Origin of the sequence: Novosphingobium sp. PY1, from assembly GCF_017312445.1 — a bacterium.
Lineage (GTDB): Bacteria > Pseudomonadota > Alphaproteobacteria > Sphingomonadales > Sphingomonadaceae > Novosphingobium.
Map to the genome: position 1 here is coordinate 351,075 of NZ_BLTI01000008.1, position 23,818 is coordinate 374,892.

The window sequence follows — 23,818 nt, forward strand, 5'->3', positions numbered from 1 at the left end:
CTGCTCGCTGTAGGGCGCCGGCCATGGCAATCGCACCAATTCTCAGCTGGGAAGGCCTTGGCCTGATCCAGGGCTCCGGCTGGCTCTTCCAGGACCTCGACATCAACATCGGCCCGCGCGACCGGCTGGCGCTGATCGGGCGCAACGGCGCCGGCAAGACCACGCTGCTGCGCCTGATTGCGGGCCAGGTCGAGGCGGACAAGGGCAAGCGCTCGATCCAGCCCGGCACCCGCGTCGTCACCCTCGAGCAGGACCCGTTCTTCACCGGCTTCGACACCCTGCTGGATTTCGCGATCAGCGGCGACGATGCGCCGCAGCGCCATGAGGTGGAAGCCATTGCCGACCAGCTCGGCATCGATCTTTCGCGTGAGGCCGCCAGCGCATCGGGCGGCGAGCGCCGGCGCGCCGCCCTTTGCCGGGCGCTGGCCTCCGAGCCCGACCTGCTGCTGCTGGACGAGCCGACCAACCACCTCGACCTTGCCGCAATCGAATGGCTGGAATCCTGGCTGCAGCGCTACAACGGCGCCTTCGTAGTCATCAGCCACGACCGCACCTTCCTGACCCGCCTGACCAATGCGACGATCTGGCTCGATCGCGGATCGCTGCGCCGCAAGGAAGTGGGCTTCGGCGGGTTCGAGGCCTGGGAAGAGGAAGTCCAGAAGGAAGAGACCCGCGCCGCCGAGAAGCTGGACGCCAAGCTCAAAATCGAGGCGCACTGGCTCGAACGCGGTGTCACCGCCCGGCGCAAGCGCAACCAGGGCCGCCTCGCCAAGCTGTGGGAAATGCGCGCCGAACGTGCCGCGATGCTCTCCCCCACCGGCACCGCCAAACTTGCGGTCGCCGGCGACGGCAGCAAGACCAAGTCGGTCATCGTAGCCGAGCACGTGACCAAGCGCTTCGGCGCCGAAGACAACCAGCGCACTGTCATCAAGGATTTCTCGCTGCGCATCCAGCGCGGCGACCGCATCGGCATCGTCGGCGCCAACGGATCTGGCAAGTCGACCCTGCTCAAGATCCTGACCGGCGAACTGACCCCCGACGAAGGCTCGGTCACCCTGGCCAATACCCTGACCACCATCGTCATCGACCAGCAGCGCAGCCTGCTCAAGCCCGACATGAAGCTGCGCGACGTGATCGCGGAAGGTAGCGACTGGGTCGATGTTCGCGGCGTGCGAAAGCACGTGCAGGGATACCTCAAGGACTTCCTGTTCGACCCCGGCCTGATCGACGCCCGGGTGGGCACGCTCTCGGGCGGCGAACAGTCACGCCTGCTGCTCGCCCGCGAATTCGCTCGACCGTCGAACCTGCTCGTGCTCGACGAGCCGACCAACGACCTCGACCTCGAGACCCTCGACCTGCTGCAGGAAGTTATCTCGGACTACGACGGCACGGTCCTGATCGTCAGCCACGACCGCGACTTCCTCGACCGCACCGTCAACCTCACGCTTGGCCTCGACGGGACCGGCCATATCGACATGATCGCCGGCGGCTACGCCGACTGGGAAGCCAAGCGCAAGCAGCGTTCGGCCCCGGCAAAGGCGAAAGCCAAGGCGGAAAGCGCCGCCCCGCCACCACCCGCACCGCCGAAAAAGACCAAGCTGTCCTACAAGGACCAGCGCGACTACGATCTTCTGCCCGGTCGGATCGAGGAACTGGAAGCGGCCATCGCCCGCGACGAGGCGGCCATGGCCGATCCCGATCTCTACACCCGTGACCCGAAGAAGTTCGCCGCCCTCTCCGCCGCGATCGAGAAAGCGCGAGGCGACAAGGAAGCGGCGGAGGAACGCTGGCTGGAACTGGCAGAACAAGTCGAAGGCTGACGCACCGCGGCAAGGGCCCGGTCACGGGATGCGGTAGAATGCCGCAACCCGGTCCAGCGCCAGTCCCAGCACGAGCTTGCCGCTGCGGGCCGGCCAGCCCAGTGCCTTTTCGGCAGTGGGAAGCCCTTCCCCCGCGCACACCACCCGCCAAAGGACATCGGACAGTCCGGCTCCTGCCGCTTCGATGGCACCGTCGAAGCGCGCCTTGGCCGCGACCTGCCGCTCTCCCGGAGTCAAATCGGCGTCGGGGCCTCCCGATGCCCGCACCGGATCCCAACGCATCGTCATGCGCGGTGCCAGCTGCGCCAGTTCCCAATCGATCCGCAGTCGCTCGCCCGCAGCGAAGCGGCAGTCATCCAGATGGCCGCGCGCGTGAAGCCAACTGAGGGGCGATTCGGCGAGATTGACGGCCACGGTGCGCGGCGAACGCGCTGGGGCGACCCTGGCGCCGCGCCTGCGCACGGGACCTTCGCTGGTCAATTCACGCTCGACGAGTTCCTGCTTCATACATGCCTCCAATGCTTGGGATCGAGCAGGAACCTTGCCGAATCGGCATGTCTGTAGGAAAGTGAAAACCAAATCGGTTACACAGGACCAGCCATGATAAATCGCATCCGTGACATCCGCCTGCAGAAGGGCCTTACGCTCGCCGATGTCGCGGCAGCCTGCTCCCCGCCCACGACGGCGCAGACGATCGGGCGGCTCGAAACCGGCATGCGCAATCTATCGCTGGCATGGATGAACCGAATCGCCGCTGCGCTCGAGGTGGAACCCGAAGTCCTGCTGCGCAGCGAAGCCAGCGAACCGGCGCGTATCGTTGCCGTGCTCGGACCGGACGGCACCGAACCTGCGCGCGCGCGGCTCGAAGCGGTCACGCCCAGCGACCTTGCCGGCGATACCCCGTGGCTCGTGCTCGAAGTAGAAGCCTCCTGCGGGGAATATCGCGCCGCCGACCAGGTCTGGCTGCGCCAGCACCCACCCGAGGAAGCCGCCCGCCTGATGAACCGCGATGTCCTGGCCCCCCGCCCCGGCGGCCGTTTCGCTTTCGGCCGCCTGATAGACCGCGACGGCGATCGCATCGCCCTGCTACCCCCGGCCAGCGGACAAAGGCAGATCATCGTGGAACATCCCGCATGGCTGGCCGTTGCCGAAATGCTCGTACGTAAGCTTTGAACCGCGCACCCTAAGGCCGCCGTTATGCGAATCCTCTCCATCGCCACGCTCTTCCCCAACCCGGTGAAGCCTTCCTTCGGCGTCTTCGTGGGCAACCAGATGCGGGCGGTCGTCGCACGCGGCGAAACCGACCTGACGATGATCAGCCCGATCGGCATTCCACCCTGGCCGCTTTCGCTGCGCGAGCCCTATGCCCGGCTGAAAACCATTCCCGAAGTGAGTGATGCCGTCGGGCTGAAAGTCCACTACCCGCGCTTCACCACAATCCCCAAGATCGGCGGCGACAGCAATCCTGGCCGGATCGCCGGGGCCATCCTGCCGCTGGTTCGCCGCCTGCACGAGGAAAAGTCTTTCGACCTTGTCGACGCGCAGTTCTTCTTTCCGGACGGCCCTGCCGCGGCCATCGTCGCGCAAGAACTGGGCCTGCCGCTCACGATCAAGTCGCGCGGCGCCGACATCCACTATTGGGGGCAGCGCCCGCGCGCGCTGGAGCAGATGCAGGAGGCGGCACGGCAGGCTTCTGGGCTGCTCGCGGTCTCGCAGGCGCTGCGCGATGACATGATCGAACTGGGCATGCCGGGCGAACGGATCGACGTGCATTATACCGGACTCGACCGTGAGCTGTTCCATCCGGTCGAGCGCGGCGCGGCCCGCGCGCTCGTATCCGCCATGCCCAACCTCGGCATATGGTCCCAGGGGCCGCTGCTGGTCACCCCGGGAGCGCTGATCGAACGCAAGGGACAGCGCCTCGTCATCGAGGCCCTGACCCACCTGCCCGAAGCGCGGCTGGCGCTCGCCGGGTCCGGCGAGGACATGCCGCAGCTCGAAGCGCTCGCCAGACGCCTCGGCGTCGAGGACCGCGTCCACTTCCTCGGCCTCGTCAACCACGAGGTCCTGCCCAACCTCCTGTGCGCTGCCGACGTCCTTGTCCTTCCCTCTTCCAGCGAAGGACTGGCCAATGTCTGGATCGAGGGGCTGGCCTGCGGAACCCCCATCGTCATTCCGGACATCGGCGGAGCAGGCGAAGTCGTGAAGGATTCGAGCGCCGGGCGACTGGTCGAGCGCAATCCCGAATCGATCGCCAAGGCCGTCGCGGAGATCCTCGCCGATCCGCCCAGCCAGTCCGACGTCGCCGCCAATGTCAGCCGCTTCAGCTGGGGCGTGAACGCCGAAAACATCGTGCGCTTCTGGAAAAGCGTGCTGGAAGACCGGAACGTCAGCATCCCGGCCTGAAGGCGCCGGACGCAGAATCGAAAAAAGGGGCGGTCCGGAGCGTTTGAAGGCCTCCGGACCGCCCCTTTTGCGTCAGGGCTTCACATCAATGCTCAGGGGCGTCCGACGCCCTCGCGCGCCTTGCGCTCCTGCCGCTCGATCGCGGATTCGGTCGGCACGAAGCTGTCGCCGCTCACGCCAAGCCAGATCAGAATCGGCGCAGCCATGTAGATCGAGCTGTAGGTACCCACGAAGATGCCCAGCACGATGGCCGCAGTCAGGCCGAAGAGGCTTTCCGGCCCGAACAGCAGCAGAGGGATCAGCGCGACCAGCAGTGTGGCCGACGTCATCACCGTACGCGCCAGCGTCTCGTTGACCGACATGTCGAGAAGTTCCGGAAGCGGCATCTTGCGATACTTCTTCAGGTCCTCGCGGATGCGGTCATAGACGACGATGGTGTCGTTCAGCGAGTAACCGATGATGGCCAGGATCGCGGCGATGATCTGCAGGCTGAATTCGAGCTGGAACAGCGCGAACATGCCGAGTGTCAGCGACACGTCGTGGAACAGCGCGAAGAGCGCTCCGACGCCGAATTGCCACTCGAAACGGACCCAGATGTAGATCGAAATCGCCAGCATCGCGGCCAGCAGCGCATAGAGCGCCATCTGGCGGAATTCTCCGGAGACCTTGCCCGAGACAGTGTCATTTCCGTCGATGCGCACGTCGGGATGGTTCGACTGCATGGCGCCCACGATCCGGTTAGAAATCGCTTCGGCCGCGCCCGGGTTGCCCTCGGCTTCATCGGGCAGGCGCACGCGGATCGAGACCGAGTTCGGATCGCCGAAACGCTGGATGATCGGGTCCTCGAAGCCGAGCGCCGAGATCTGCTTGCGCAGGTCCGCGACCGGGGCTTCGGCCTCCTTCGTGAAAGTGGCGCGCACTTCCAGGCCGCCAGCGAAGTCGACGCCATAGTTGAGGCCCCGGGTCATGACCAGGCCCCAGCTTGCCGCGATGAGCACGACGCTCATGATGTAGAAGGGAACACGCCACTTCAGGAAGTGGATGTTGGTGTTCTCGGGAACGAGTTTCAGGAGGCGCATGGCAGCAGGCCCTTACACGTGCAGTTCGGTCGGCCGCGCCTTGCGCAGCCAGGAGGCGACCCACATGCGGGTCAGCGTCACGCCGGTAAACACCGAGGTGAACAGGCCGATGATCAGAACGACGGCAAAGCCGCGAACCGGACCCGAGCCGAAGGCGAAGAGCAGCGCACCGGCGATCGCGTTGGTGACGTTGGCGTCGTAGATCGCGCGGCTCGCTTCCTTGTAGCCGTTCTCGACCGCGGCAATGACGCGCCGGCCCTTCTTGCGCTCTTCGCGCATGCGTTCGTAGATCAGCACGTTGGCGTCAACGGCCGCGCCGATGGTCAGCACGAAACCGGCGATGCCCGGCAATGTCAGGGTGGTGCCCATGACCGCCATCACGCCCAGGATCATCATCACGTTGAAGATCAGCGCGATCGTCGCGTAGATGCCGAAGCGGCCGTAGGTCACGATCATCAGCAGGACGACGAGCAGCGAGCCCACGCCCATTGCGATCAGGCCCTTCCTGATCGAGTCGGCACCCAGGTCAGGCCCGACCGTGCGTTCCTCAACGACGGTCAGGTCGACCGGAAGCGCGCCGGAGCGCAGCGCGATGGCGAGCTGCGTAGCCGACTGGACCGAAAAGCTGCCCGAGATCTGCGCGCTGCCGCCGAGGATGGGTTCGTTGATGTTGGGGGCCGAGAGCGCCTTGCCGTCAAGAATGATGGCGAAGCGCTTGTTCACGTTCTCGCTGGTCAGCTTGGCGAACTTGGCGCCGCCGGTCTGGTCGAAGGTGATCGACACCACCGGAGCGTTGGTCTTGGGATCGAAGCCCTGCTTGGCATTGGTGAGCTGGTCGCCCTTGATGCCGCCGAGGCGCTTGACCGCAAGCATCGGTACGCCGCCCGAACCGGGCGAATTGGGATCGGCCCAGGGCACCAGTTCGTCGCCCGGCGGGACAATGCCCTGCTGGATGTCGTTGGGCGCAGCCGTCTCGTCGACGAGCTTGAATTCGAGCTTGGCGGTCTGGCCGATCAGGCTCTTGAGCGCTTCGGGATCGTCGAGACCGGGAACCTGGACGACGATGCGTTCCTCGCCCTGGCGAATGATCGTGGGCTCGCGCGTGCCGAGTGCGTCGATACGCTTGCGGACGACCTCGATGGCCGAGTCCATTGCATCGGACACTGCCTGGTCCAGGCCTTCGCGGGTCGGCGTCAGCACGAAGCGGTTGCCGTCCTCGACCTTGATGTCCCAGTCGCGCTGGCCGGTAAGGCCGGCGCCAGAAGTGAGCGCGAGGATTTCGTCACGCGCGGCGTCGACCTGCGCGGGATCCTTGAGCATGAAGCTCAGGCGACCGTTGCTGCTGGAGATATCGCCGATGGCAATGCGCGGATTGGCGAGACGCAGGCGTCCGCGAACCGATTCCTCCATGTTCTCCAGCCGCTGCTGCGCGACCTGGCTCTTGTCGGCCTCGAGCAGGATGTGACTGCCGCCGGCAAGGTCGAGCCCCAGATTGACTTCGGGGGCGGGAAGGACGCTGGGCCAGGGAAGGCCGGAAACGGAAAACAGTGAAGGCAGCGCGGCTGCGGCGATGACAAGCGTCAGGCCCCAGTACCAGAGCTTCTTCCAGGTAGGAAATTCGAGCATTGCCTTGGGCTTCTCTCCGAGAGGGCGCGCCGGAATAGACGCATCCCGGATGTGTTTCGGGCCTCACGTGGCCCGGGCAGAATCGACTCAGTCGTTCGCGGGCTTGCTGCCTGCGGGCGGAATCACGTCGACGATGGTCGACTTGAGCGTCTTTGCACGCACGCCCTGCGCGATTTCGACTTCGGCGTAGTTCTCATCGACCTTGATGACCTTGCCGATGAAACCGCCGCCGGTCAGCACTTCGTCGCCCTTCTTCAGGCCCGAAAGCTTGGCCTTGTGCTCCTTCTGCTGCTTCATCTGCGGACGCAGGATGAGGAACCAGAAGATCACGGCCATCGCCACGAACGGCAGGTACTGCACCCAGGCGGGCGGCCCGCCGGCAGGTGCAGCGGCAGCGAGCATGGGAAGAATCGAGTTATGCATGAAACAGATGCGCCTTCTTGTGTGGTCCCTCGAACGACTCGCCTGCAGTCATCCAGACCGATGCGCGCCTGCCCGGGAAATCCACTTCACGGAAATTCCAAGTGCGCGGGCGGTTAGCAATAAAGCGAAGCACTGGCAACGCGCGGCCTCGGAACGGTACCGGGACGGGGCGAAACATAGGTGCGACGGGAAACCGTTCAACCCATGCACAAAAGTATGTTCTTCGCGCTTGCGCTCCTCGAATGAGGTGCCTATAGGCGCACCCCTCGGTCGGGACGTAGCGCAGCCTGGTAGCGCATCACACTGGGGGTGTGGGGGTCGGAGGTTCGAATCCTCTCGTCCCGACCAAGATTTTCCAGGACATTCGGAAAATAAGGAAGCATCGCGGCGCAGCCGGTCGCGATGCCCAGCGTGTACCGCAAGGCAAACGCAGCGTTTTCCTACACGCGCCGATTTGGTTACCTACCTGCGATCGCCAATTGCATTGCAGGAGTGTCCCATGCCGCTGCTCGATTCGCTGATCAGCCCGATTTCACACATCATCGACAAGGTCATTCCCGATCCGGACGCCCGCGACCGGGCCAAGCTGGAACTGCTTCGACTCGAAAATTCGCAGGAAATCGAGAAACTTCAGGCCAGCCTTTCCGCCGTCGTCGCCGAGGCCGGATCTACCGATCCATGGACGAGCCGCGCCCGTCCCAGCTTTCTCTACGTCATGTACGCCATGATTCTCTGGGCCCTGCCGATGGGCCTGATCGGTGCCTTCAGCCCTTCGACCGCGCAGGCCATTGCCACGGGCATGACCGCCTACCTGCGCGGCATTCCCGAACCGCTCTATGCGCTTTTCGGTACCGGCTACCTTGGCTATTCCGCCATGCGCCAGTGGGGCAAAGCCAAAGGAAGCGACCGTTAACCGCTGCATGACATCAGGAGCGTACGGATTTTCGCGGTAAAACATTCCTAAGCTTTACCGTTCTAGGAGCAGATCGAAGCTTGCTCCTTTTCGTGTCGGACGCAGCAAGGACAACAGAATCGTGGGTCGCTCAATCTTGCGCACTTTCCTGGCAATCGCGCCTGCCTTGGCCCTTTCCGGATGCGGATCGGGCCGGGAAGCCGAACTCGAACAGCAACTCGCAAAGGCCAAAGCCCAGGCGCAGGAACAGGCCCAGGCACGCGAAGCTGCCGAGCGCGAGGCCGCGGCTGCGCGAGACCAGGCCCGCCAGGCCGCCCTTTCCGACTTCTACGCGGGGTCCGGCGACGACGAGGGCTATGCCGATGACGCGCCCGATTCCGATTCGGCCCCGGCCGACGATGCCCCTCCTCCCGATCCGAGCCTGCCTGCCATCGACGCCTGAGCGAGCCGATCAGCCACCCCGACTTGCATGGCCATGACCAGTCGCTAAGGCTGTTCCCGAAAGACGAGGACCTTGCGCCGCTGCGTGAGAGACCGCACTCAAGGGAATGGTAAAAGATGGCATCGAAGCTGGTCTATGTTCTGAACGGGCCCAACCTCAACCTGCTCGGCCAGCGCGAACCTGGAATCTACGGCGCCCAGACGTTGGATGACATCGCCGCGATGCTGGTCGAACGTGGGGGCGAACTCGATTGCGAAATCGAGATGCGCCAGTCGAACCATGAGGGTCATCTCGTCGACTGGCTGCACGAAGCACAGGCCGAGGGCGCGCACGCGGTGCTGCTGAACGCGGGTGCCTATACACATACCTCCATCGCCCTGCTCGATGCGATCCGCGCGATCGATACGCCGGTCATCGAAGTGCACTTGTCCAACCCGCACAAGCGGGAGGAATTTCGCCACAAATCATGGGTCGGCATGGCAGCCAAGGGGACGATCGCCGGCTTCGGTGCGAATAGCTACCTGCTCGCCCTGGAAGCTGTCGCCTCACTCTGACTTGCGAGAGTTGGCAACCGTCCCGACCTCCGTCAGCCTACGCGCTGAAAACGGGAAAGGACTTGCCGCAGATGTCGCAAACACGTGAAGGCAGCTGCTTGTGCGGCAGCGTGCGCTACGAAGTGGACTGGCCCCTCGCCGCCCTTGTCGTGTGCCACTGCACCCATTGCCAGAAGCAGGCGGGGAGCGCCTTTTCACTCGTGGGCGTTACCGCGCGCGAGGGTCTGCACCTTACCGGTGAACTGAAAACATACGAGGACAGCGGCACCACGGGCCAGACGGTCTATCGGCAATTCTGCCCGCAATGCGGCTCACCGGTGCTGACCGATACGCCCGCGGCCCGTGAACAGGGCATAATATTCATCAAGGCAGGGACGCTGGACAGCACCGAAGGGCTGGAGCCTTCGCTGCATTACTGGTGCGACAGCGCGCACGACTGGTTCGCGATACCCGACGGTGTCCAGAAGCTAGCGAAGCAGTAGCACGTCAGCCGCCCAACGGGACGCCGGGCTGGTTCTTCGAGGTTCGGATGGTCAGCGAGGTCTTGACGCTGTCCACGTTCGGCGCCGGCGTGAGCTTGGAAGTCAGGAACTCCTGAAAGCTCTGCAGGTCGCGGCTGACGATCTTGAGGATGAAGTCGATCTCGCCGTTGAGCATGTGGCACTCGCGCACTTCGGGCAGGCCCTGCATGTGCTCCTCGAATGCCCGCAGCGCTTCTTCCGCCTGGCTCTTCAAACTCACGAGCGCAAACACGGTGATCGTGAAGCCAAGCTTGGAGGCGTCGAGATCCGCATGATAGCCTTGGATGATGCCTGCTTCTTCAAGGCTGCGAACGCGGCGCAAGCACGGCGGCGCGGTCAGCCCGACGCGCTGAGCCAGCTCGACATTGGTGATGCGTCCTTCGTCCTGCAGTTCGGCGAGCAGTCGACGGTCGATTTCATCGAGATTGAACATTAGAACCTTCCTGTCGGCCGCAGCCCTGCAGCCACCCCTGATTGCAATTTCCACATCGAAAATGCGGCCAAGCTGTAATATTATTATCCCATAGCGTAATCGTCCCGCTTTGCAACGCCCCGAAACTGCCTGCTTCCGCTATTTCGCCACTTTGCTAGGATATTTTTCGGGTCAATTTGGCACCCCAGCGGAAGGACGTGGTTAACCTCTCACCCTCTAAGCGGACGGGACGCTCCTGGAGATTAGATGCATTTCGACGATCGCCTTGCCACGGTTATGCGCTTGCCCGCCTCCGGCGATGCACTCGCGCGTATCCAGTACAGGCAGCTCGTCGACCTGCTCGGCCGCCTTCCCTGCGATGCCCAGTCGGACATGCTCGAGGCCGGACTGGCCCGTGTCGAGGAACTGGCCGCCCGTATTCCCGCAGCCGACCGTGCCCGCCTGCTGCGCCAGCCCCTGCAGCCGATCACCAATTCGCGCCTGCTGGCGATGCTCGCTGCCGACGAGCCCGATGTCGCCACTGCCGCGATCACCGGCGCGCGCCTGCAGCAGGACGAATGGCTCAAGCTCATTCCCGAACTGCCGGTCCGCGCGCGCGGCATCCTGCGCCACCGCCGCGACCTTGAACCGAAAGTCGAAGCCCTCCTCGAACGGCTCGGAATCCGGGATCGCGGCCTGCCTCCCGTAGCCAATCCGGTGCCAACTGCAATTGAACCTAGCGGCCCCAGCCTCGATGACATTCTCGACCTCGCCGACGAATCCGCGATAACAACGCAAGCCGCGGCGCAGCCTGCGACTGCAGAGCCTGCGCCGCGCGCACAGCCCGCGCCTGCTCCTTCCAGTTCACCGGTCACGCCGGACCATGCGGCGGAATGGGCCCGGGCCGCAGCGGCCGTCCAGGCTGAACGCCCGCGCAATTCCGAGGCAGGGATCGGCGCCATCGTTCGGCGTATCGAGGAGTTCCGCAGGGCCCGCCAATCGCACTCCACGTTCGAAGTGGCGAACGACGATCCCCGCCTGCCGCTTGGCGATCTGGCGACGACGGCACCGCGCCTGCCCGTCACGGTCGATTTCGAAACCGACCAGGAGGGCCGCATCACCTGGGCGGACAGCGCCTATGCGCCGTCGCTGGTCGGCCTCAGCCTCTCCGCCCATGAAGTGTCTGAGCAGCAGACCATGGCCGATCAGGACATGGCCACGACCATTCGCCACCGCCTGCCCTTGCGGGCGGCCCATGTGCGGATCGCGGGCGCTCCGCGCGTAACCGGTGAATGGCAGGTCGACGCGATCGCCAGCTTCGACGAACAGACCGGCCGCTTTTTGGGGTATCTTGGACGCCTGCGGCGCCCTGCTCGCCCTCGGCCGCACGACGTGCGTTCGGGCGGCAGCCTGAGCGAAGCCGATCGCATGCGCCAGATCCTGCACGAACTGCGCACGCCGGCCAATGCGATACAGGTGGCTGCCGAGATCATCCAGCAGCAGCTCTATGGCCCTGCCCCGCACGAATATCGTGCTCTCGCCGCAGCCATCGCCGGCGACTGCGCGCACATCCTCGCCGGGTTCGAGGAACTCGACCGCCTCGTAAAGCTGGAATCGGGCGCCATGCAGGTCGAATCGGGCGACTGCGACATCAGCGACATCCTGATCCAGACGGTCGCCCGGCTGCGAACCTGGACCGATCCGCGCCGCAGCGGCTTCGCGCTGCCGGTAGACATCGACTTCAACCCTTACCCGATCCAGGTAGACCGGATCGAGGCCGAACGTCTCGTCTGGCGCCTGCTCGCCGCGCTCGCGGGATCGACGGCCCCCGACGAAATTCTCGAACTGGCCTGCTCACGCGAAGCGGACACCTGCGTGGTCCTGCGCATCGCCCTGCCCACCGCGCTTGCCGCGCGCGATGGAAGCGAACTGTTCGACACGCCTCCGGGCGAACGGGGCCAGACGCTGTCTGCCGGCATGTTCGGCCTGGGCTTCACCCTGCGCCTGGCCGCCGCCGAAGCGGTCGCTGTGGGCGGCGCTTTGCGGCGGGAAGGCAATGACCTTCAATTAACCCTGCCCGGGTTGACCGCCGCGGCCGCTAGCCATAGCACCGCTGTCAATCATTCGCGCTGACACTTGCGGCGACTGGCAGGTGCAGGCGGATCGAGGGGGAATTCTTCTTGCCAGCGTCAAACCTGCTTGAGCCGCCCAAAGCGGCTGATCTTGCGACATTTTCCAGCGAATTCGGCCAGCGGTTCATCGTCACCGTCGATACCGAGGAAGAATTCGACTGGGACGCGCCGCTCAATCGCGACCGCCATGGCGTTGCGACGGTTCCGGCCCTTCGCAAGTTCCAGCAGTTCTGCGAAGGTTTCGGCGTCATTCCCACCTATCTGATCGATTATCCGGTCGCCAATTCGGCTCTCACCAGCCAGGTGCTTGGCGAAGCCGTCAGCTCGGGCCGCGCCGAAATCGGGGTCCAGCTGCACCCATGGGTCAATCCGCCCTTCGAAGAAGAAATTAGCGAATTCAACAGCTACGCTGGAAATCTTGGCTTCGAGCTTGAAAGGCAGAAATTCCTGCAGCTGCGCGAGAAGATCGAATCCGTCTTCGGTATAGCGCCACAGATCTACCGCGCAGGGCGTTACGGCCTGGGTCCGCGCACCAGCGAGATCCTGACTGAGTTCGGCATTGCCATCGACACCTCGGTCCGTTCGCATTTCGACTACAGCGGCAAGGGCGGCCCGAACTATCGCAGCCATCCGCTCCAGCCCTATTGGGTGGACCGGGAACGCCGCCTGCTCGAACTGCCCCTCACGACCGTTTACTGGGGCCCGCTGCGCCAGCTCGGCAACGTCATCTACCCACATCTATGGCGCACGCCGACCGCACGCGGCGTCCTCGCCCGCACCGGATTGCTGGAGCGTATCCCCCTCACCCCAGAAGGCGTGACGGCTGACGAAGCGCTTCGCGGGGTCGACATCGCCATCGATGAAGGCCTGCCCGTCCTCGTCTTCTCGTTCCACAGCCCTTCGCTCGCGCCGGGCCACACGCCCTATGTGCGCACGGACGAGGATCTCGACGCGCTTTACGACTGGTGGCGCACGCTTTTCGCCCATCTCGAGCGGCGCGGCGTCAAGCCCACCAATGTTGCACAAATCATGTCGAGCGTGGAGCTTGCGTAGTTCGATGATGCAAGCTAACGCGCCTCAGCCCGGCTATGTCGATTGAAGCCGGGTCGGCGATTTGGGGCCTGTAGCTCAGCGGTTAGAGCTGGCCGCTCATAACGGCTAGGTCGCGGGTTCGAATCCTGCCGGGCCCACCATCGCCTGATATCGACGCCCGAGAGGTCGGGGAGTGGCGCAGTCCGGTAGCGCGCCTGCTTTGGGAGCAGGATGTCGCAGGTTCGAATCCTGTCTCCCCGACCAACTCGACTTCCGATCAGCCCGGCGCGCACCTTTTGCAGCCCCATAGACCAGCGGGAGCGCAAAGCCGTGCCCTGCGCCCCCGTCTGTGCTTTTGCGCTATCGCAGGTCCGTCAGTCCTGCGGGATGAGGCGCATGGCCGTACCGCCGCCCGGGGCCAGCCAGATCTCGATCCTGTCGCCCTTGCGCACCGCTTGGGTTTCATAGGCAATTCGGTGGCGGGCCTCGGTCTGGTAAGTCGCGCCCTCGCCGTCCTTCCAGATCCTGGCCTCGTAGGTCTTGCCCGCATCGAGGAAGTCGAAGCCGAGCGTGACCTTGCGCGCGGTGGCATCGTTCACGCCGCCCACGAACCATTCCGGCCCGTTGCGGTCCTTGCGGGCGAAGATCGCATAATCGCCAACCTGGCCCGCGATCAGGTGACTTTCGGCCCAGTCGGTCGGCACATGTTCGATGAATTCCATCTCGCGCGGATGGGCCTTGAGGTTTTCAACGAAATCGGCCGCCATCTGGATCGGTGAATAGAGCGCGAGATAGAGCCCGAGCTGCTTGGCCAGAGTCGAGGCCAAGGGGGCATGTTCCGCCCCTTCCAGGCTGAGCACGCCGGGTGTGAAGTCCATCGGCCCGGACAGCATGCGCGTATAGACGAGCGTGGGTTCATGGTCCGGCCCGTTGGCGAAAGCCCCCCAGGCATTGTACTCCATACCGCGCGCACCCTCGCGCGAGACCCAGTTGGGATAAGTGCGTCGCAGGCCGGTATCCTTCACCGGTTCATGCGAATTGACCGCGACTTGATACTGCGCAGCGACTTTCACGACATCGAGATAGTGGTTCACCATGCGCTGGCCATCGTGCCAGACCATCTTCGTTTCGCCCGGCTTGTTTCCGGGGGCGATGATCCCGCCGGCATCGGCGACGTAGCCGGTCTTGACCACGTCGACGCCCAGCTTTCCGTAAAGCGCCATGGCGTCGTCGAGTTGCGGTTCGTAGTTGGCGATGTTGCCGCCGGTCTCATGGTGGCCGATCAAGTGCACACCCCTTCTGGCTGCATAGGCGCTGAGCCCCTCGAGGTCGAAATCGGGCGTGGGCTGGGTGAAACTGAAATCATCGCCGTGGCCGAACCAGTCGCCGTTCCAGCCCTTGTTCCAGCCTTCGACGAGCACGCCGCGAAAGCCATGCTGCGCAGCATAATCGATGTACTGCTTCGTCCGTTTCGTCGTGGCGCCATGGCGCGGTCCTTCCGCCCAGCTCCAGTCGCCGCGGATCATGCCCCACCAGATGCCGATATAGCGCGCCGGCTTGAACCAGCTCACATCGCCCAGCTTGTTGGGCTCGTTGAGGTTGAGCTCGAGGTCGTTCTCGACCAGACCGGCAGCGTCATTCGCAATGCGGACCGTTCGCCATGGCGTGGCAAAAGGCAGGTCGCGCACGACTTTCGCGCTGTCCGATCCCGGCGCCAGCTCGGTACGGAAGAGCTGCCCGCTCGCGCGCTTGAACCAGTAGCCGGCATAGTCGACCAGCGCCGCTTCATGGAACGAGAGGTGCGTGCCGTCATCCAGCCGCATGGTGATCGGCGTATGCGCGGTGGAAACCGCATCGATCGGCGTCTCCTGATAGACCTGTTCGTAGCGATTCCATTCGCCGCCCGGAATCCACCAGGCCTTGCCCTTGGGGACGATGTCGAACTCGGTCGTCTCCTCGGCAATGCGCATGGTCTTGAGCGCGGGCTGCTCGGGCAGTTCGTAGCGAAAGCCAATGCCGTTATCGAAGAGCCGGAAGCGCACGTTCATACGCCGCGCGCCCTGCACTTGCGACTGCTGGAAACGCACAACGACCTCGTTGTAGTGGTCGCGCACGAAGCGGCGCTCCCCCCAGGGCTGCTCCCAGGTGTCGTCGGCAGACGCTTTCTCGCTGCCGGAAATGGAAAAGCCGCGCACCATGTTGAGGCCATCGGTCAGGACGAAGCCCAATTTGCTGGGCGCAATCAGCAGCTTGCCCTTACGCGATAGCGACCATGTCGGGCGCGCATCGTTGTCGGTCGTGACCGAAAGCACCAGCGAGCCATCCGGAGATGACGCCGTCACGCTCGGCCGCTCCTCTTGCGCTGCGGCGGCATTGGCGCAAATCGCGGCGAGGCAAAACCCCGCCACAGCGAGAATACGTGTCGGTTTCATGATCGGTATTCCTCAGTTGATCCAGAGCGCGCCCCAGGCAGGCAAGGTGCCGGGCTCTGCTCCATTGACGGCGGCGACAACATTGGCCTGCGTCGGCACCTCGACCGGCCATGCGGCCGGCTCGGCGCTCATGTTGAACAGGGCCAGGATGCCCTGCCCCTCGCATTCGCGGCGCAGCACGAGGCGGGTTTCGTCGGCCAACAGAACCTCGCATGAACCCCGCCGCAAGGGCGCATTGCCGCGCCGCACGGCAATCAGGTGGCGGGTCAGGCTAAGCAGCGATTGCGGGTCGTCCTGCTGCCGGTCCACTGCGCGCGCGAGGTTCTCTGCACCCAGCGGAAGCCACGGCTCTGCGCTGGTGAACCCGCCAGCGGCATCATCGCCCTGCCATGGCATCGGCGTGCGTGCGCCATCGCGTGAGAGGGTCAGCGGCCAGTTCGCGATGGCCTCGGGGTCCTGCAGCATTTCGAAAGGCACATCGACCTGCAGCAGGCCCAGTTCCTCGCCCTGGTAGACGATCGGATTGCCCCTCAGCGAGGCCAGCAGCATCGCCTTCATCCGCGCGAAGGCCGCGCGATCCTGCGCCTTGCACCAGCGTGAGAGGGCGCGCGGGGCATCGTGATTCTCGAAGGCCCAGCTCGGCCACCCGGCAGATTGCTGCTCGGACCAACCTTCGAGAGCGCTTTGGACGAGCGAGGGAGAGAGCGCGTCGGCGTAGAGGAAGTCGAACCCGTAAGCACTGTCAAGCCGCTTGGCCCCTGCCGTGAACTCGCGCATTTCGCGTTCGGCGTTTCGACCGCCGACTTCGGCGAGCGAGAACGTACCTGGGTAGCTGGCGATCAGCGCCTGCAGTTTTTCGATGAACTGCGGGATATCGGCATGAGACTGGTTATAGGTCTGCAGCTGGTAATCGAACGAGCGCGTGCGCAGCTTGCCGTCCTCCGGTGCGGGCGGATTGTCGCGCAGCAGGGGATCGTGCATCGTGAAGTTGAGCGCATCGATGCGAAAGCCGGAAACGCCCCGGTCGAGCCAGAACCGCGCGACATCGAGCAGCGCCTCCTGAACCCTGGGGTTGTGCACGTTGAGCTGCGGTTGCTGCGGCAGGAAATTGTGCAGGTAATACTGGCGGCGCCGCGCGTCCCAGCACCACGAAGGTCCGCCGAACACCGATTGCCAGTTGTTGGGCGGAGAGCCGTCGGGCTTGGGATCGGCCCATACGTACCAGTCGGCGAAGGGATTGTCCCGGCTTGCGCGGCTCTGTTCGAACCAGGCATGCTTGTCCGATGTATGAGCATAGACCTGGTCGACGATGACCTTCAGGCCAAGTGCGTCCGCACGGGCGACCAGCTCATCGAAATCCTCCAGCGTGCCGAAAATCGGATCGACCGCCCGATAGTCAGAGATGTCGTATCCGAAGTCGGCCATCGGCGAGGCGTAGAACGGAGAGATCCAGATCGCCTCGACGCCAAGCGAGGCCACGTAATCGAGCCGCGAGGTAATCCCCGGCAGGTCTCCTACGCCATCGCCGTTGGAATCGGCAAAGCTGCGCGGGTAGATCTGGTAGATGGCGGCTCCGCGCCACCATTCCGCTTGCCCGGTCGCAGCAGGGGGGGATGAAATGATATCGTCTGTCATCGTTGTCCAGGAGGGAGGAGTTGCACTGGTCTGGGGGATCAGTCGTCAGCCGCGCAGACGGCAAAACCCAGCGGCGGAAGGGAAACGGCGGCGCTGCCCGGCGCCGTCGCCATGGAAGGACACCCTGCGCCGGCCAGCGTCTTGAACTTGAGCGAACCGGTCTCGACAGAGACTTGCGCGGTGATGGGTTCGGCCGAGGTATTGAAGGCCAGCAGCACTTCCTTTCCGGTGTCGGGATCGAAGCGAGAGACGGCGAAGAGCCCCGGGCCTTCCGACGTTGCGCGCAGCCTGGTGGTGCCGGAGGTCAAGGCAGGCGTCTTCACCCGCAGCGCTGCGAGTTTCGCGATGAACCTGTAGAGCGGATGGCTCTCGTCGAAGTTCGATGCTGCGCTCGTGTCGTCTGTGCCGACCAGGCTGTCCGCATTGTAGATCGCGGTGCGCGAGGGGAACATGTCCTGCCGCGATAGCTGGTCGCCGCCCTCGCCCCCGAAACCCTGCTCGTCGCCATAGTAGATCGTCGGCACGCCGCGCAAAGTCAGCAGCATGGCGTGGCCCAGCTCTACGCGCGCCAGCAGGTTTTCAGGCGCGATCCCGGGATTGGCCTTCCTGATGAAGTAGGCGAAGCGCCCGGCATCGTGGTTGCCGAGGAACGTGGGCAGTTGCAACGCCGCCTGCGCTCCGCCCTGGTAGAGTGCATCGTCTTCTCCCAGCCGCGCCAGTTCCTGCGTCCCCGCCTTGCCGTCCACAGCAGCGATGACGGCGTGCATGAAAGCGAAGTCGAGCACGGCGGGCAGACCGGCATTGCGCGTCCAGCTCGCCAGCAGTGCCGGGTCGTATTCACCCGTCGCGACTTCCCCGAAGATATGAAAATTGGGGATGCCTTTTTGTCGCGCGCGCGATAGCATCGCGGGGACGAAGGCGCGCCAGAATTCCGGATTGACGTGTCTGGCCGTGTCGATGCGAAAGCCGTCTATGCCGAACCGGTCGATCCAGTCCCCGTAGATCGCGATCATCCCTTCCACGACGCGCGGATTCTCGGTCGCCAGGTCGTCCAGCCCGACGAAATCGCCGTATTGCGAGGATTCGCCCTTCCAGTTCGTGTCGCCGCGATTGTGGTAGTAGATCGGATCGTTGAGCCAGGCGGGAACCTTCACGTTCTTCTCGGCCTTGGGCACGAACGGCGTGTAGGCGAACGACGGATCGGTCAGCTTTGCCCAGTTCCGAGGCGTCGCCACGTCGTCACCGGCAAAGCCCGGGTTGATCGCCTTGCCGCTGGCATCGCCGTGGGTCGAATAGGGATAGTCCGCCTTGCTGCGATAGGCGTAGTTGCCCTCCTTGCCTTCGCGGTACTGGATGACGTCGGCGGTGTGATTGGCGATGATGTCCATGTAGACCTTCATCCCGCGCGCATGGGCCGCATCGACGAGGGCCTTGAAATCGCCATTGGTGCCGAAATGCGGATCGACTTGAGTGAAGTCGGTGATCCAGTAGCCGTGATACCCTGCGCTCTTGTTTCCTTCCGGGCCCTGCACGGGCTTGTTCTTGAAAATCGGGCCGACCCATATCGCCGTCGCGCCAAGGCGCTGGATATAGTCGAGCCGCTGCATCAGCCCCTTGAGGTCGCCGCCGTGGTAGAAGGCCTTGTCCGCCGGATCGAAACCGGTCGAGAACTTGTCACCCTTCAACCCGCCCTTGTCGTTCGACCGATCGCCGTTCTCGAAGCGGTCGGGCAGAACGAAGTAGATCACTTCCTGCTCGGGCTTGCGCGCGCGAAAATCGCTCTGTGCCGCCGGAGCGGCAGAGGCCGTCTGTGCGAGCAGGCATGTGGCCATCGCGGCCAGCGAAGCGGTAAATCTGCTCAAGGAAGTGTCTCCAATTCGGGGGAGCTGGACAATGCCGAAGCGCAAGTCGCCGCCAGGAAATCCATGTGGCGCGGCATCGGGCCTACCGTCTGCAGACAAGCCTGTTCGACGGCGCCGAGGAAGCCGGCGAGATCTTCCTCGCTCAGGGCATCGGCAATAGGGTTCCAGCCGTTCGGCTCGATCCCCTGCCCGGCCATCACCTGCAGCCAGGCCGCCTCCTGGAACAGTTCGTCACCGGCAGGCTGAATCTGGCAGGCTTCCTCGAACTCGGCGATGCGGGCGGCCAGCGTATCAGGCACGGCCATGTCGCGGCAACGATCCCAGAACGGCTCGCCTGCGCGGGCATTGGCCTTGTAGTGCAGGATCAGGAAGTCGCGGATGCACTCGAATTCTTCCGCGGTCCGGCGATTGAACGCGCTGACGATGGCAGGGCTTGCAGGACCGCAGGGCAATACGGTCAGGAACCGCATGATCGTCGACTGGATCAGGTGGATAGAGGTCGACTCCAGCGGTTCCATGAACCCGCTAGCCAGACCTACGGCCAGGACGTTGCGGTTCCATGCCTTGCGGCGCCGACCGGTCGTGAAGCGCAGCAGGCGCGGATCGGCCTGCGCCGGCGCCTCGAGATGCGACAGCAGCAACCCGGTTGCGGCGTCGTCGCTCAGGTACTCGCTGCAATAGACAAGACCGTTGCCGATGCGATGCTGCAGCGGAATGCGCCACTGCCAACCGGCGCTGCGGGCAATCGAACGGGTATATGGCGTGAACGGTCCCGCCGCCTCGCAAGGTGCAGCGACCGCGCGGTCGCAGGGCAGCCAATGGCGCCAATCCTCATAGCCGGTCTGCAGCTCCTCTTCGATGAGCAGGCCCTTGAAGCCCGAGCAATCGATGAAGAAATCGGCCGCAAGCGTCTGACCGCCCTCGGTCTGCACCGCAGCGATATCGCCTTCATCCTTGCGGATGACCCGGGCGATGCGTCCCTCGTGCCGGGTGACGCCCATGCTCTGCGCCAGGCGACGCAGGAAGGCGGCATAGAGACCGGCGTCGAAATGATAGGCCCAGGGCAATTCGGGAATGCCGGGACCGGACACGCCGGTTGCCATGCGTCCGGTGCGCGCGGCCAGTTCATTGGCAGCGTAGTGTGCCAGCGGCTTGGCATTGCCCGCCGCCTTCGCGCGCGCCCAGTAATGGCGGAAGGGCAGCAGGCCGAGGGGACGGCCCACCGTTCCGAAGGCGTGCATGTAGCTGTGGCCTTCGCCTAGCCAGCCGTCGAAGGCGATGCCCAGCTTGTAGGAAGCCGATGTCTCGCGCAGGAACTGCGCCTCGTCGATGCCGAGAGCCTTGTTGAACAGGCGGATGGCCGGGATCGTCGCCTCACCGACGCCGACGGTACCGATCGCCTCGCTTTCCACGAGCGTCACCGCGTATCCGGGAGGGGCAAAGCGGGCGAGTGCCGCGGCGCTCATCCAGCCGGCCGTTCCGCCGCCGACAATGACGATGCTGAAGCGGGTCTGGGTCACGCCTGTTGCTCTCCCGTCTGGTTCGGCCCGGCGCGCTCCACCGGCAGTGCCTCCTCATATCCCCTGTGCAGGGAGCGGCGGAACCGCAAAACTGTGTCCCAAATTGCGGTTCCGCCGCCCGGCGCCGAGAGCTGGAGGAGGAGGGATTCCCGGCGCCGAATTCTCTGGTCCGGCCCGGGATTGCGCCCGGGCCGGGGCATTCGTCAGAACTTGTAGGAGAAGCCGGCCAGGAAACGACGACCGTAGCGCTGGTAGTCGATGATCTGGCGCGAATCGCCTCCGGGGTTGGTGGTGATGAAAGGTTCGTCGGTCAGGTTCTGGCCCTGCAGGTAAAGCGAGAGACCTTCGAGTGCGCTGCCTTCCTGGAAGTCGTAGCCGATCTGGCCGTCGACGATCAGCTCCGAAGCCGCCCGGCGACGTACGCGATTGGCCGCGAAACCGGAAACCTCGCCAATGAAGGTCGAGCGGTACCGAACCGAACCGCGCAGGTTGAAGCCAGCCTTCTCGAAGTAGGCGGTACCGTTTGCGACCCACTTGGAATAGCCCGGAAGGTCGCTGGAAGGCGCGCCCGGCTCGGGCTGGATCTTCGTCTTCGTGTAAGCGACGCTGCCGGTCACGCCGAAGCCTTCAAGCGCCGGTACGAACGTGTCGAACGGCAGTGTTGACGCCAGCTCCACGCCGTAGAGCTTGCCGCCCTGCCCGTTGATCGGAACCTGGATCTGCGCCGTCGGCGAGATGGTCACGCCATTGCCCGGATCGGCAAGTGCCAGCAGGCTCGACGGGATCGTGATGTCCTGCTTGTAGACGTAGCTCTTGAGTTCCTTCCAGAAGAACTGGGCCGAGATATAGCCCTTGCCGCCGAAGTACTTCTCGAAGGTCAGGTCGAGGGCATTGGCGCGCCACGGACGCAGGTCCGGATTGCCGGATTCGCCGGTGACCTGAGCCACATTGCCGGTAATCGTGTAGCTCGTGCTGAGCGAAGCGCGCATGTCGTCAAGGCGCGGACGAATGATCTCGCGCGATGCGGCGAAGCGGATCACGAAGTCGCTCGGCAGGCGCAGCGAGAGGTTGAGGCTCGGCAGCACGTCGAGATAGTCCGTGCTTTCGTTGCGCACGAGCGAACCCACATTGGGCGAACCGTTGGGATTGGTGCCAAGCAGGACAGCCGTCGCGCCCTTCGAGTTCTGGTCGGTCCAGTTCGCCTGCACGCCGATGTTACCGGTCAGGTTGGCCGAACCGATATCGGCATCGAAGTTGGCCTGGACATAGCCGGTCATGATCCGCTCGCGGATCGAGTAGCTCTTGACCACGACATCGCCGTAGGGGTTCGCGACGAGGTTGTAGATACCGTCGTTGATCAGGTCGATCGGGTTGTAGCTGATCACCGGACCGAGGCCGAGGTACTTCAGGTCGGTAGTGCCGAGGCGGTATTCCTCGGGCACCGGAACGCTGGTGAGCCCGTCGGTATTGGCGGCAAGGCCGAGGAAGTATTCTTCCGGAACGAGCGACTTGGAGCGGTTGTTGTAGTTCAACCCTGCACGGATCGAATCCAGCCAGCCGTTCTGGATGTGCTTCTGCACCTCGACGCGGAACTGCCAGAGTTCGTCCTTGACGATGCGATTGTTGTAGTAACCGTCCTGACCACCGACGATGCTGGTGCCATCCTGCGCGATCTGGGTACCGCCCCAGCCCTGCGGCGAGGTCAGCTGGATCAGGTCATAGTCGCCGTAATCGAGGCCATGGGTAAAGCCCGTGCCGCTCGACTTGCTGGTGAAGCCGATGGTATCGGTCGCTCCCAGATCACCGCGCCCCGTGCCCGAATAGCTCTCGATAGAAAGCTCGTTGCGGTCGGTCTTGGAGTAGCTGGCGTCGAACATGGCATCCCAGCCGTCGTCGCCTTCCCACTTGTTGTTCCAGCCGAACGAGTAGAGCTTGGCATGGCGCTGGAACACGTCGTTGCGCAGCACGCCCTTGACGTCGTCGAAGCTGCCCGAAGTGATCAGGCCGTCGCTGGCGGTATAATCGGGATTGAGCGTTGCATTACCCCAGTAGAGCGGAAGCTCGATGCCGCGCTTGATCTGGTCGTCCTTGAAGTTCGAGTAGAACGCATCGATCGTCGAGGTGAAGCGCGGGTCGGGCCGCCATTGCAGCGTACCGTTAAGACCCAGACGCGTGAGCTTGGTCGAGGTGTTGTACGACTTCGAGCCGCCGATCACCTTGTTGCCGTCAGGCGTGTCGGCATAGCCCCAGGCGTTGAATTCCTCGATCTGATAAGGCTCGTCAGTGTAGCTGGCGCCCAGTGCCACGCCGATCGTGTTGTTGGCGAACTGGTCCACGTACATGCCGTTGACGCGGTAGCCCATGTCATCGGAGCCGGTGTTGAGCTTGCCGAGGTCCGCATAGGAACCGCGCGCACCGAAGGAGACGACCCGCTTGCCCGCCTCGAGCGGACGGATCGTGCGCATGTCGACGGTGCCGGAGAGACCCTGCCCGACAAGGCTCGCCATCGGCGTCTTGTAGACGTTGACCTGGCTGATCACCTCGGACGGATACTGGTCATACTCGACGGCGCGGTTGTCGCCGGTCGAGGTCTGCTCGCGTCCATTGAGCAGCGTGGTCGAGAAGTCCGGCGCAAAGCCGCGAATGGCGATGGCGTTCGAACGGCCGGAAACGCGCTGCGAGGTCAGGCCCGGCAGGCGAGCGATCGATTCCGCGATCGAGGCATCGGGCAGCTTGCCGATATCTTCGGCCGAGACCGATTCGACGATCTGCTGGGCCTGCTTCTTCTCGTTGATGGCATTCTCGAGACTGGCACGGAAACCAGTGACGATGATCACCTGATTGGCTGTGTCCGCATCATCGGCCGCGGCGGTATCCTGCGCCTGCGCCGCGGCGGGAATGCCGGCAACAAGCGCTATGGCAATGGCCATTCCGGACGCAGTCCGGGCAGCCGAAAACTCTTTGCGAAGCGACATTCTGGTCCTCTCCTAAACCTACCTGCGGGGACCC

19 protein-coding genes and 3 tRNA genes are annotated in these 23,818 nt (G+C 64.2%); 12 read left to right on the plus strand and 10 right to left on the minus strand.

Going from position 1 to position 23,818, the window contains the following annotated elements:
* Positions 1-23: 23 nt before the first annotated feature.
* Complete coding sequence (locus J3474_RS13015; RefSeq protein ID WP_207094482.1) at positions 24-1,820, plus strand: ABC-F family ATP-binding cassette domain-containing protein; 1,797 nt, start codon at positions 24-26, stop codon at positions 1,818-1,820.
* Between the two features lie 21 nt (positions 1,821-1,841).
* Here the strand turns inward: J3474_RS13015 and J3474_RS13020 are convergent, their stop codons facing one another.
* A complete protein-coding gene (locus J3474_RS13020; protein WP_207094483.1) occupies positions 1,842-2,327 on the minus strand; it encodes a DUF6456 domain-containing protein in 486 nt (161 codons plus the stop codon).
* 93 nt (positions 2,328-2,420) lie between these two features.
* Here J3474_RS13020 and J3474_RS13025 point away from each other — a divergent pair, with 93 nt between their 5' ends.
* Both J3474_RS13025 and J3474_RS13030 read left to right on the plus strand, forming a co-directional pair.
* A complete protein-coding gene (locus tag J3474_RS13025) occupies positions 2,421-2,993 on the plus strand; it encodes a helix-turn-helix domain-containing protein (protein WP_007011181.1) in 573 nt (190 codons plus the stop codon).
* 24 nt (positions 2,994-3,017) lie between these two features.
* Positions 3,018-4,226 carry a glycosyltransferase gene (locus J3474_RS13030; RefSeq protein ID WP_207094484.1) on the plus strand — a complete coding sequence of 403 codons (1,209 nt, stop codon included), beginning with the start codon at positions 3,018-3,020 and terminating at the stop codon, positions 4,224-4,226.
* A gap of 92 nt (positions 4,227-4,318) precedes the next feature.
* On the opposite strand, the gene secF is transcribed toward J3474_RS13030, so the two are convergent.
* The 3 genes from secF to yajC all read right to left on the minus strand — a co-directional run bounded on the left by secF (position 4,319) and on the right by yajC (position 7,354).
* Complete coding sequence (gene secF, locus J3474_RS13035) at positions 4,319-5,305, minus strand: protein translocase subunit SecF (RefSeq protein ID WP_007011183.1); 987 nt, start codon at positions 5,303-5,305, stop codon at positions 4,319-4,321.
* A 12-nt stretch (positions 5,306-5,317) separates the two neighbouring features.
* Complete coding sequence (gene secD, locus J3474_RS13040; protein WP_007011184.1) at positions 5,318-6,931, minus strand: protein translocase subunit SecD; 1,614 nt, start codon at positions 6,929-6,931, stop codon at positions 5,318-5,320.
* Positions 6,932-7,018: 87 nt separating this feature from the next.
* Complete coding sequence (gene yajC, locus J3474_RS13045) at positions 7,019-7,354, minus strand: preprotein translocase subunit YajC (RefSeq protein ID WP_038576590.1); 336 nt, start codon at positions 7,352-7,354, stop codon at positions 7,019-7,021.
* Between the two features lie 271 nt (positions 7,355-7,625).
* Between yajC and J3474_RS13050 the strand changes: the two genes are divergently transcribed.
* From J3474_RS13050 to J3474_RS13070, 5 genes are all read left to right on the plus strand, one after another.
* Positions 7,626-7,702, plus strand: a tRNA-Pro gene (locus tag J3474_RS13050).
* Between the two features lie 151 nt (positions 7,703-7,853).
* Entirely contained in the window at positions 7,854-8,267 is a 414-nt protein-coding gene (locus J3474_RS13055) for a holin family protein (RefSeq protein ID WP_207094485.1), read from the plus strand.
* A gap of 121 nt (positions 8,268-8,388) precedes the next feature.
* Positions 8,389-8,709 (plus strand): hypothetical protein, encoded by a 321-nt coding sequence (locus J3474_RS13060; protein ID WP_207094486.1) that lies wholly within the window; start codon positions 8,389-8,391, stop codon positions 8,707-8,709.
* A 116-nt stretch (positions 8,710-8,825) separates the two neighbouring features.
* A complete protein-coding gene (gene aroQ / locus J3474_RS13065; protein ID WP_207094487.1) occupies positions 8,826-9,263 on the plus strand; it encodes a type II 3-dehydroquinate dehydratase in 438 nt (145 codons plus the stop codon).
* Positions 9,264-9,334: 71 nt separating this feature from the next.
* The gene (locus tag J3474_RS13070) at positions 9,335-9,745 is read left to right on the plus strand and encodes a GFA family protein (RefSeq protein ID WP_013833270.1); all 411 of its coding nucleotides are present in this window, start codon (positions 9,335-9,337) and stop codon (positions 9,743-9,745) included.
* Positions 9,746-9,749: 4 nt separating this feature from the next.
* On the opposite strand, the gene J3474_RS13075 is transcribed toward J3474_RS13070, so the two are convergent.
* Complete coding sequence (locus J3474_RS13075) at positions 9,750-10,217, minus strand: Lrp/AsnC family transcriptional regulator (RefSeq protein ID WP_013833269.1); 468 nt, start codon at positions 10,215-10,217, stop codon at positions 9,750-9,752.
* A gap of 246 nt (positions 10,218-10,463) precedes the next feature.
* On the opposite strand from J3474_RS13075, the gene J3474_RS13080 reads away from it, so the two are divergent.
* The 4 genes from J3474_RS13080 to J3474_RS13095 all read left to right on the plus strand — a co-directional run bounded on the left by J3474_RS13080 (position 10,464) and on the right by J3474_RS13095 (position 13,624).
* Positions 10,464-12,329, plus strand: a complete 1,866-nt coding sequence (locus J3474_RS13080; RefSeq protein WP_207094488.1) for a HAMP domain-containing sensor histidine kinase — start codon at positions 10,464-10,466, stop codon at positions 12,327-12,329.
* Between the two features lie 47 nt (positions 12,330-12,376).
* A complete protein-coding gene (locus J3474_RS13085; RefSeq protein WP_207094489.1) occupies positions 12,377-13,381 on the plus strand; it encodes a polysaccharide deacetylase family protein in 1,005 nt (334 codons plus the stop codon).
* Between the two features lie 64 nt (positions 13,382-13,445).
* A tRNA-Ile gene (locus tag J3474_RS13090) sits at positions 13,446-13,521 on the plus strand.
* A gap of 26 nt (positions 13,522-13,547) precedes the next feature.
* Positions 13,548-13,624 (plus strand) — tRNA-Pro (locus J3474_RS13095).
* Positions 13,625-13,734: 110 nt separating this feature from the next.
* Here the strand turns inward: J3474_RS13095 and J3474_RS13100 are convergent.
* From J3474_RS13100 to J3474_RS13120, 5 genes are all read right to left on the minus strand, one after another.
* Complete coding sequence (locus J3474_RS13100) at positions 13,735-15,792, minus strand: glycoside hydrolase family 97 protein (RefSeq protein ID WP_207094490.1); 2,058 nt, start codon at positions 15,790-15,792, stop codon at positions 13,735-13,737.
* 12 nt (positions 15,793-15,804) lie between these two features.
* Positions 15,805-17,427: an alpha-amylase family glycosyl hydrolase gene (locus J3474_RS13105; protein ID WP_207094491.1), complete on the minus strand. Its 1,623-nt coding sequence runs from the start codon at positions 17,425-17,427 to the stop codon at positions 15,805-15,807.
* Positions 17,428-17,465: 38 nt separating this feature from the next.
* On the minus strand, positions 17,466-19,259 hold the full coding sequence (locus J3474_RS13110; protein WP_207094786.1) for an alpha-amylase family glycosyl hydrolase: 1,794 nt from the start codon (positions 19,257-19,259) through the stop codon (positions 17,466-17,468).
* A gap of 26 nt (positions 19,260-19,285) precedes the next feature.
* On the minus strand, positions 19,286-20,809 hold the full coding sequence (locus tag J3474_RS13115; RefSeq protein ID WP_207094492.1) for a tryptophan halogenase family protein: 1,524 nt from the start codon (positions 20,807-20,809) through the stop codon (positions 19,286-19,288).
* A 203-nt stretch (positions 20,810-21,012) separates the two neighbouring features.
* Positions 21,013-23,739, minus strand: coding sequence for a TonB-dependent receptor (locus J3474_RS13120; protein WP_013833262.1), 2,727 nt, complete (start codon positions 23,737-23,739; stop codon positions 21,013-21,015).
* Between the last annotated feature and the right edge of the window lie 79 nt (positions 23,740-23,818).

Bases quoted from the DNA above. Each gene is read 5' to 3' on its own strand.
- J3474_RS13015 (WP_207094482.1), top strand. From the start codon at position 24: ATGGCAATCGCACCAATTCTCAGCTGGGAAGGCCTTGGCCTGATCCAG.
- J3474_RS13020 (WP_207094483.1), bottom strand. From the start codon at position 2,327: ATGAAGCAGGAACTCGTCGAGCGTGAATTGACCAGCGAAGGTCCCGTG.
- J3474_RS13025 (WP_007011181.1), top strand. From the start codon at position 2,421: ATGATAAATCGCATCCGTGACATCCGCCTGCAGAAGGGCCTTACGCTC.
- J3474_RS13030 (WP_207094484.1), top strand. From the start codon at position 3,018: ATGCGAATCCTCTCCATCGCCACGCTCTTCCCCAACCCGGTGAAGCCT.
- secF (WP_007011183.1), bottom strand. From the start codon at position 5,305: ATGCGCCTCCTGAAACTCGTTCCCGAGAACACCAACATCCACTTCCTG.
- secD (WP_007011184.1), bottom strand. From the start codon at position 6,931: ATGCTCGAATTTCCTACCTGGAAGAAGCTCTGGTACTGGGGCCTGACG.
- yajC (WP_038576590.1), bottom strand. From the start codon at position 7,354: ATGCATAACTCGATTCTTCCCATGCTCGCTGCCGCTGCACCTGCCGGC.
- J3474_RS13055 (WP_207094485.1), top strand. From the start codon at position 7,854: ATGCCGCTGCTCGATTCGCTGATCAGCCCGATTTCACACATCATCGAC.
- aroQ (WP_207094487.1), top strand. From the start codon at position 8,826: ATGGCATCGAAGCTGGTCTATGTTCTGAACGGGCCCAACCTCAACCTG.
- J3474_RS13070 (WP_013833270.1), top strand. From the start codon at position 9,335: ATGTCGCAAACACGTGAAGGCAGCTGCTTGTGCGGCAGCGTGCGCTAC.
- J3474_RS13075 (WP_013833269.1), bottom strand. From the start codon at position 10,217: ATGTTCAATCTCGATGAAATCGACCGTCGACTGCTCGCCGAACTGCAG.
- J3474_RS13080 (WP_207094488.1), top strand. From the start codon at position 10,464: ATGCATTTCGACGATCGCCTTGCCACGGTTATGCGCTTGCCCGCCTCC.
- J3474_RS13100 (WP_207094490.1), bottom strand. From the start codon at position 15,792: ATGAAACCGACACGTATTCTCGCTGTGGCGGGGTTTTGCCTCGCCGCG.
- J3474_RS13105 (WP_207094491.1), bottom strand. From the start codon at position 17,427: ATGACAGACGATATCATTTCATCCCCCCCTGCTGCGACCGGGCAAGCG.
- J3474_RS13110 (WP_207094786.1), bottom strand. From the start codon at position 19,259: ATGGCCACATGCCTGCTCGCACAGACGGCCTCTGCCGCTCCGGCGGCA.
- J3474_RS13120 (WP_013833262.1), bottom strand. From the start codon at position 23,739: ATGGCCATTGCCATAGCGCTTGTTGCCGGCATTCCCGCCGCGGCGCAG.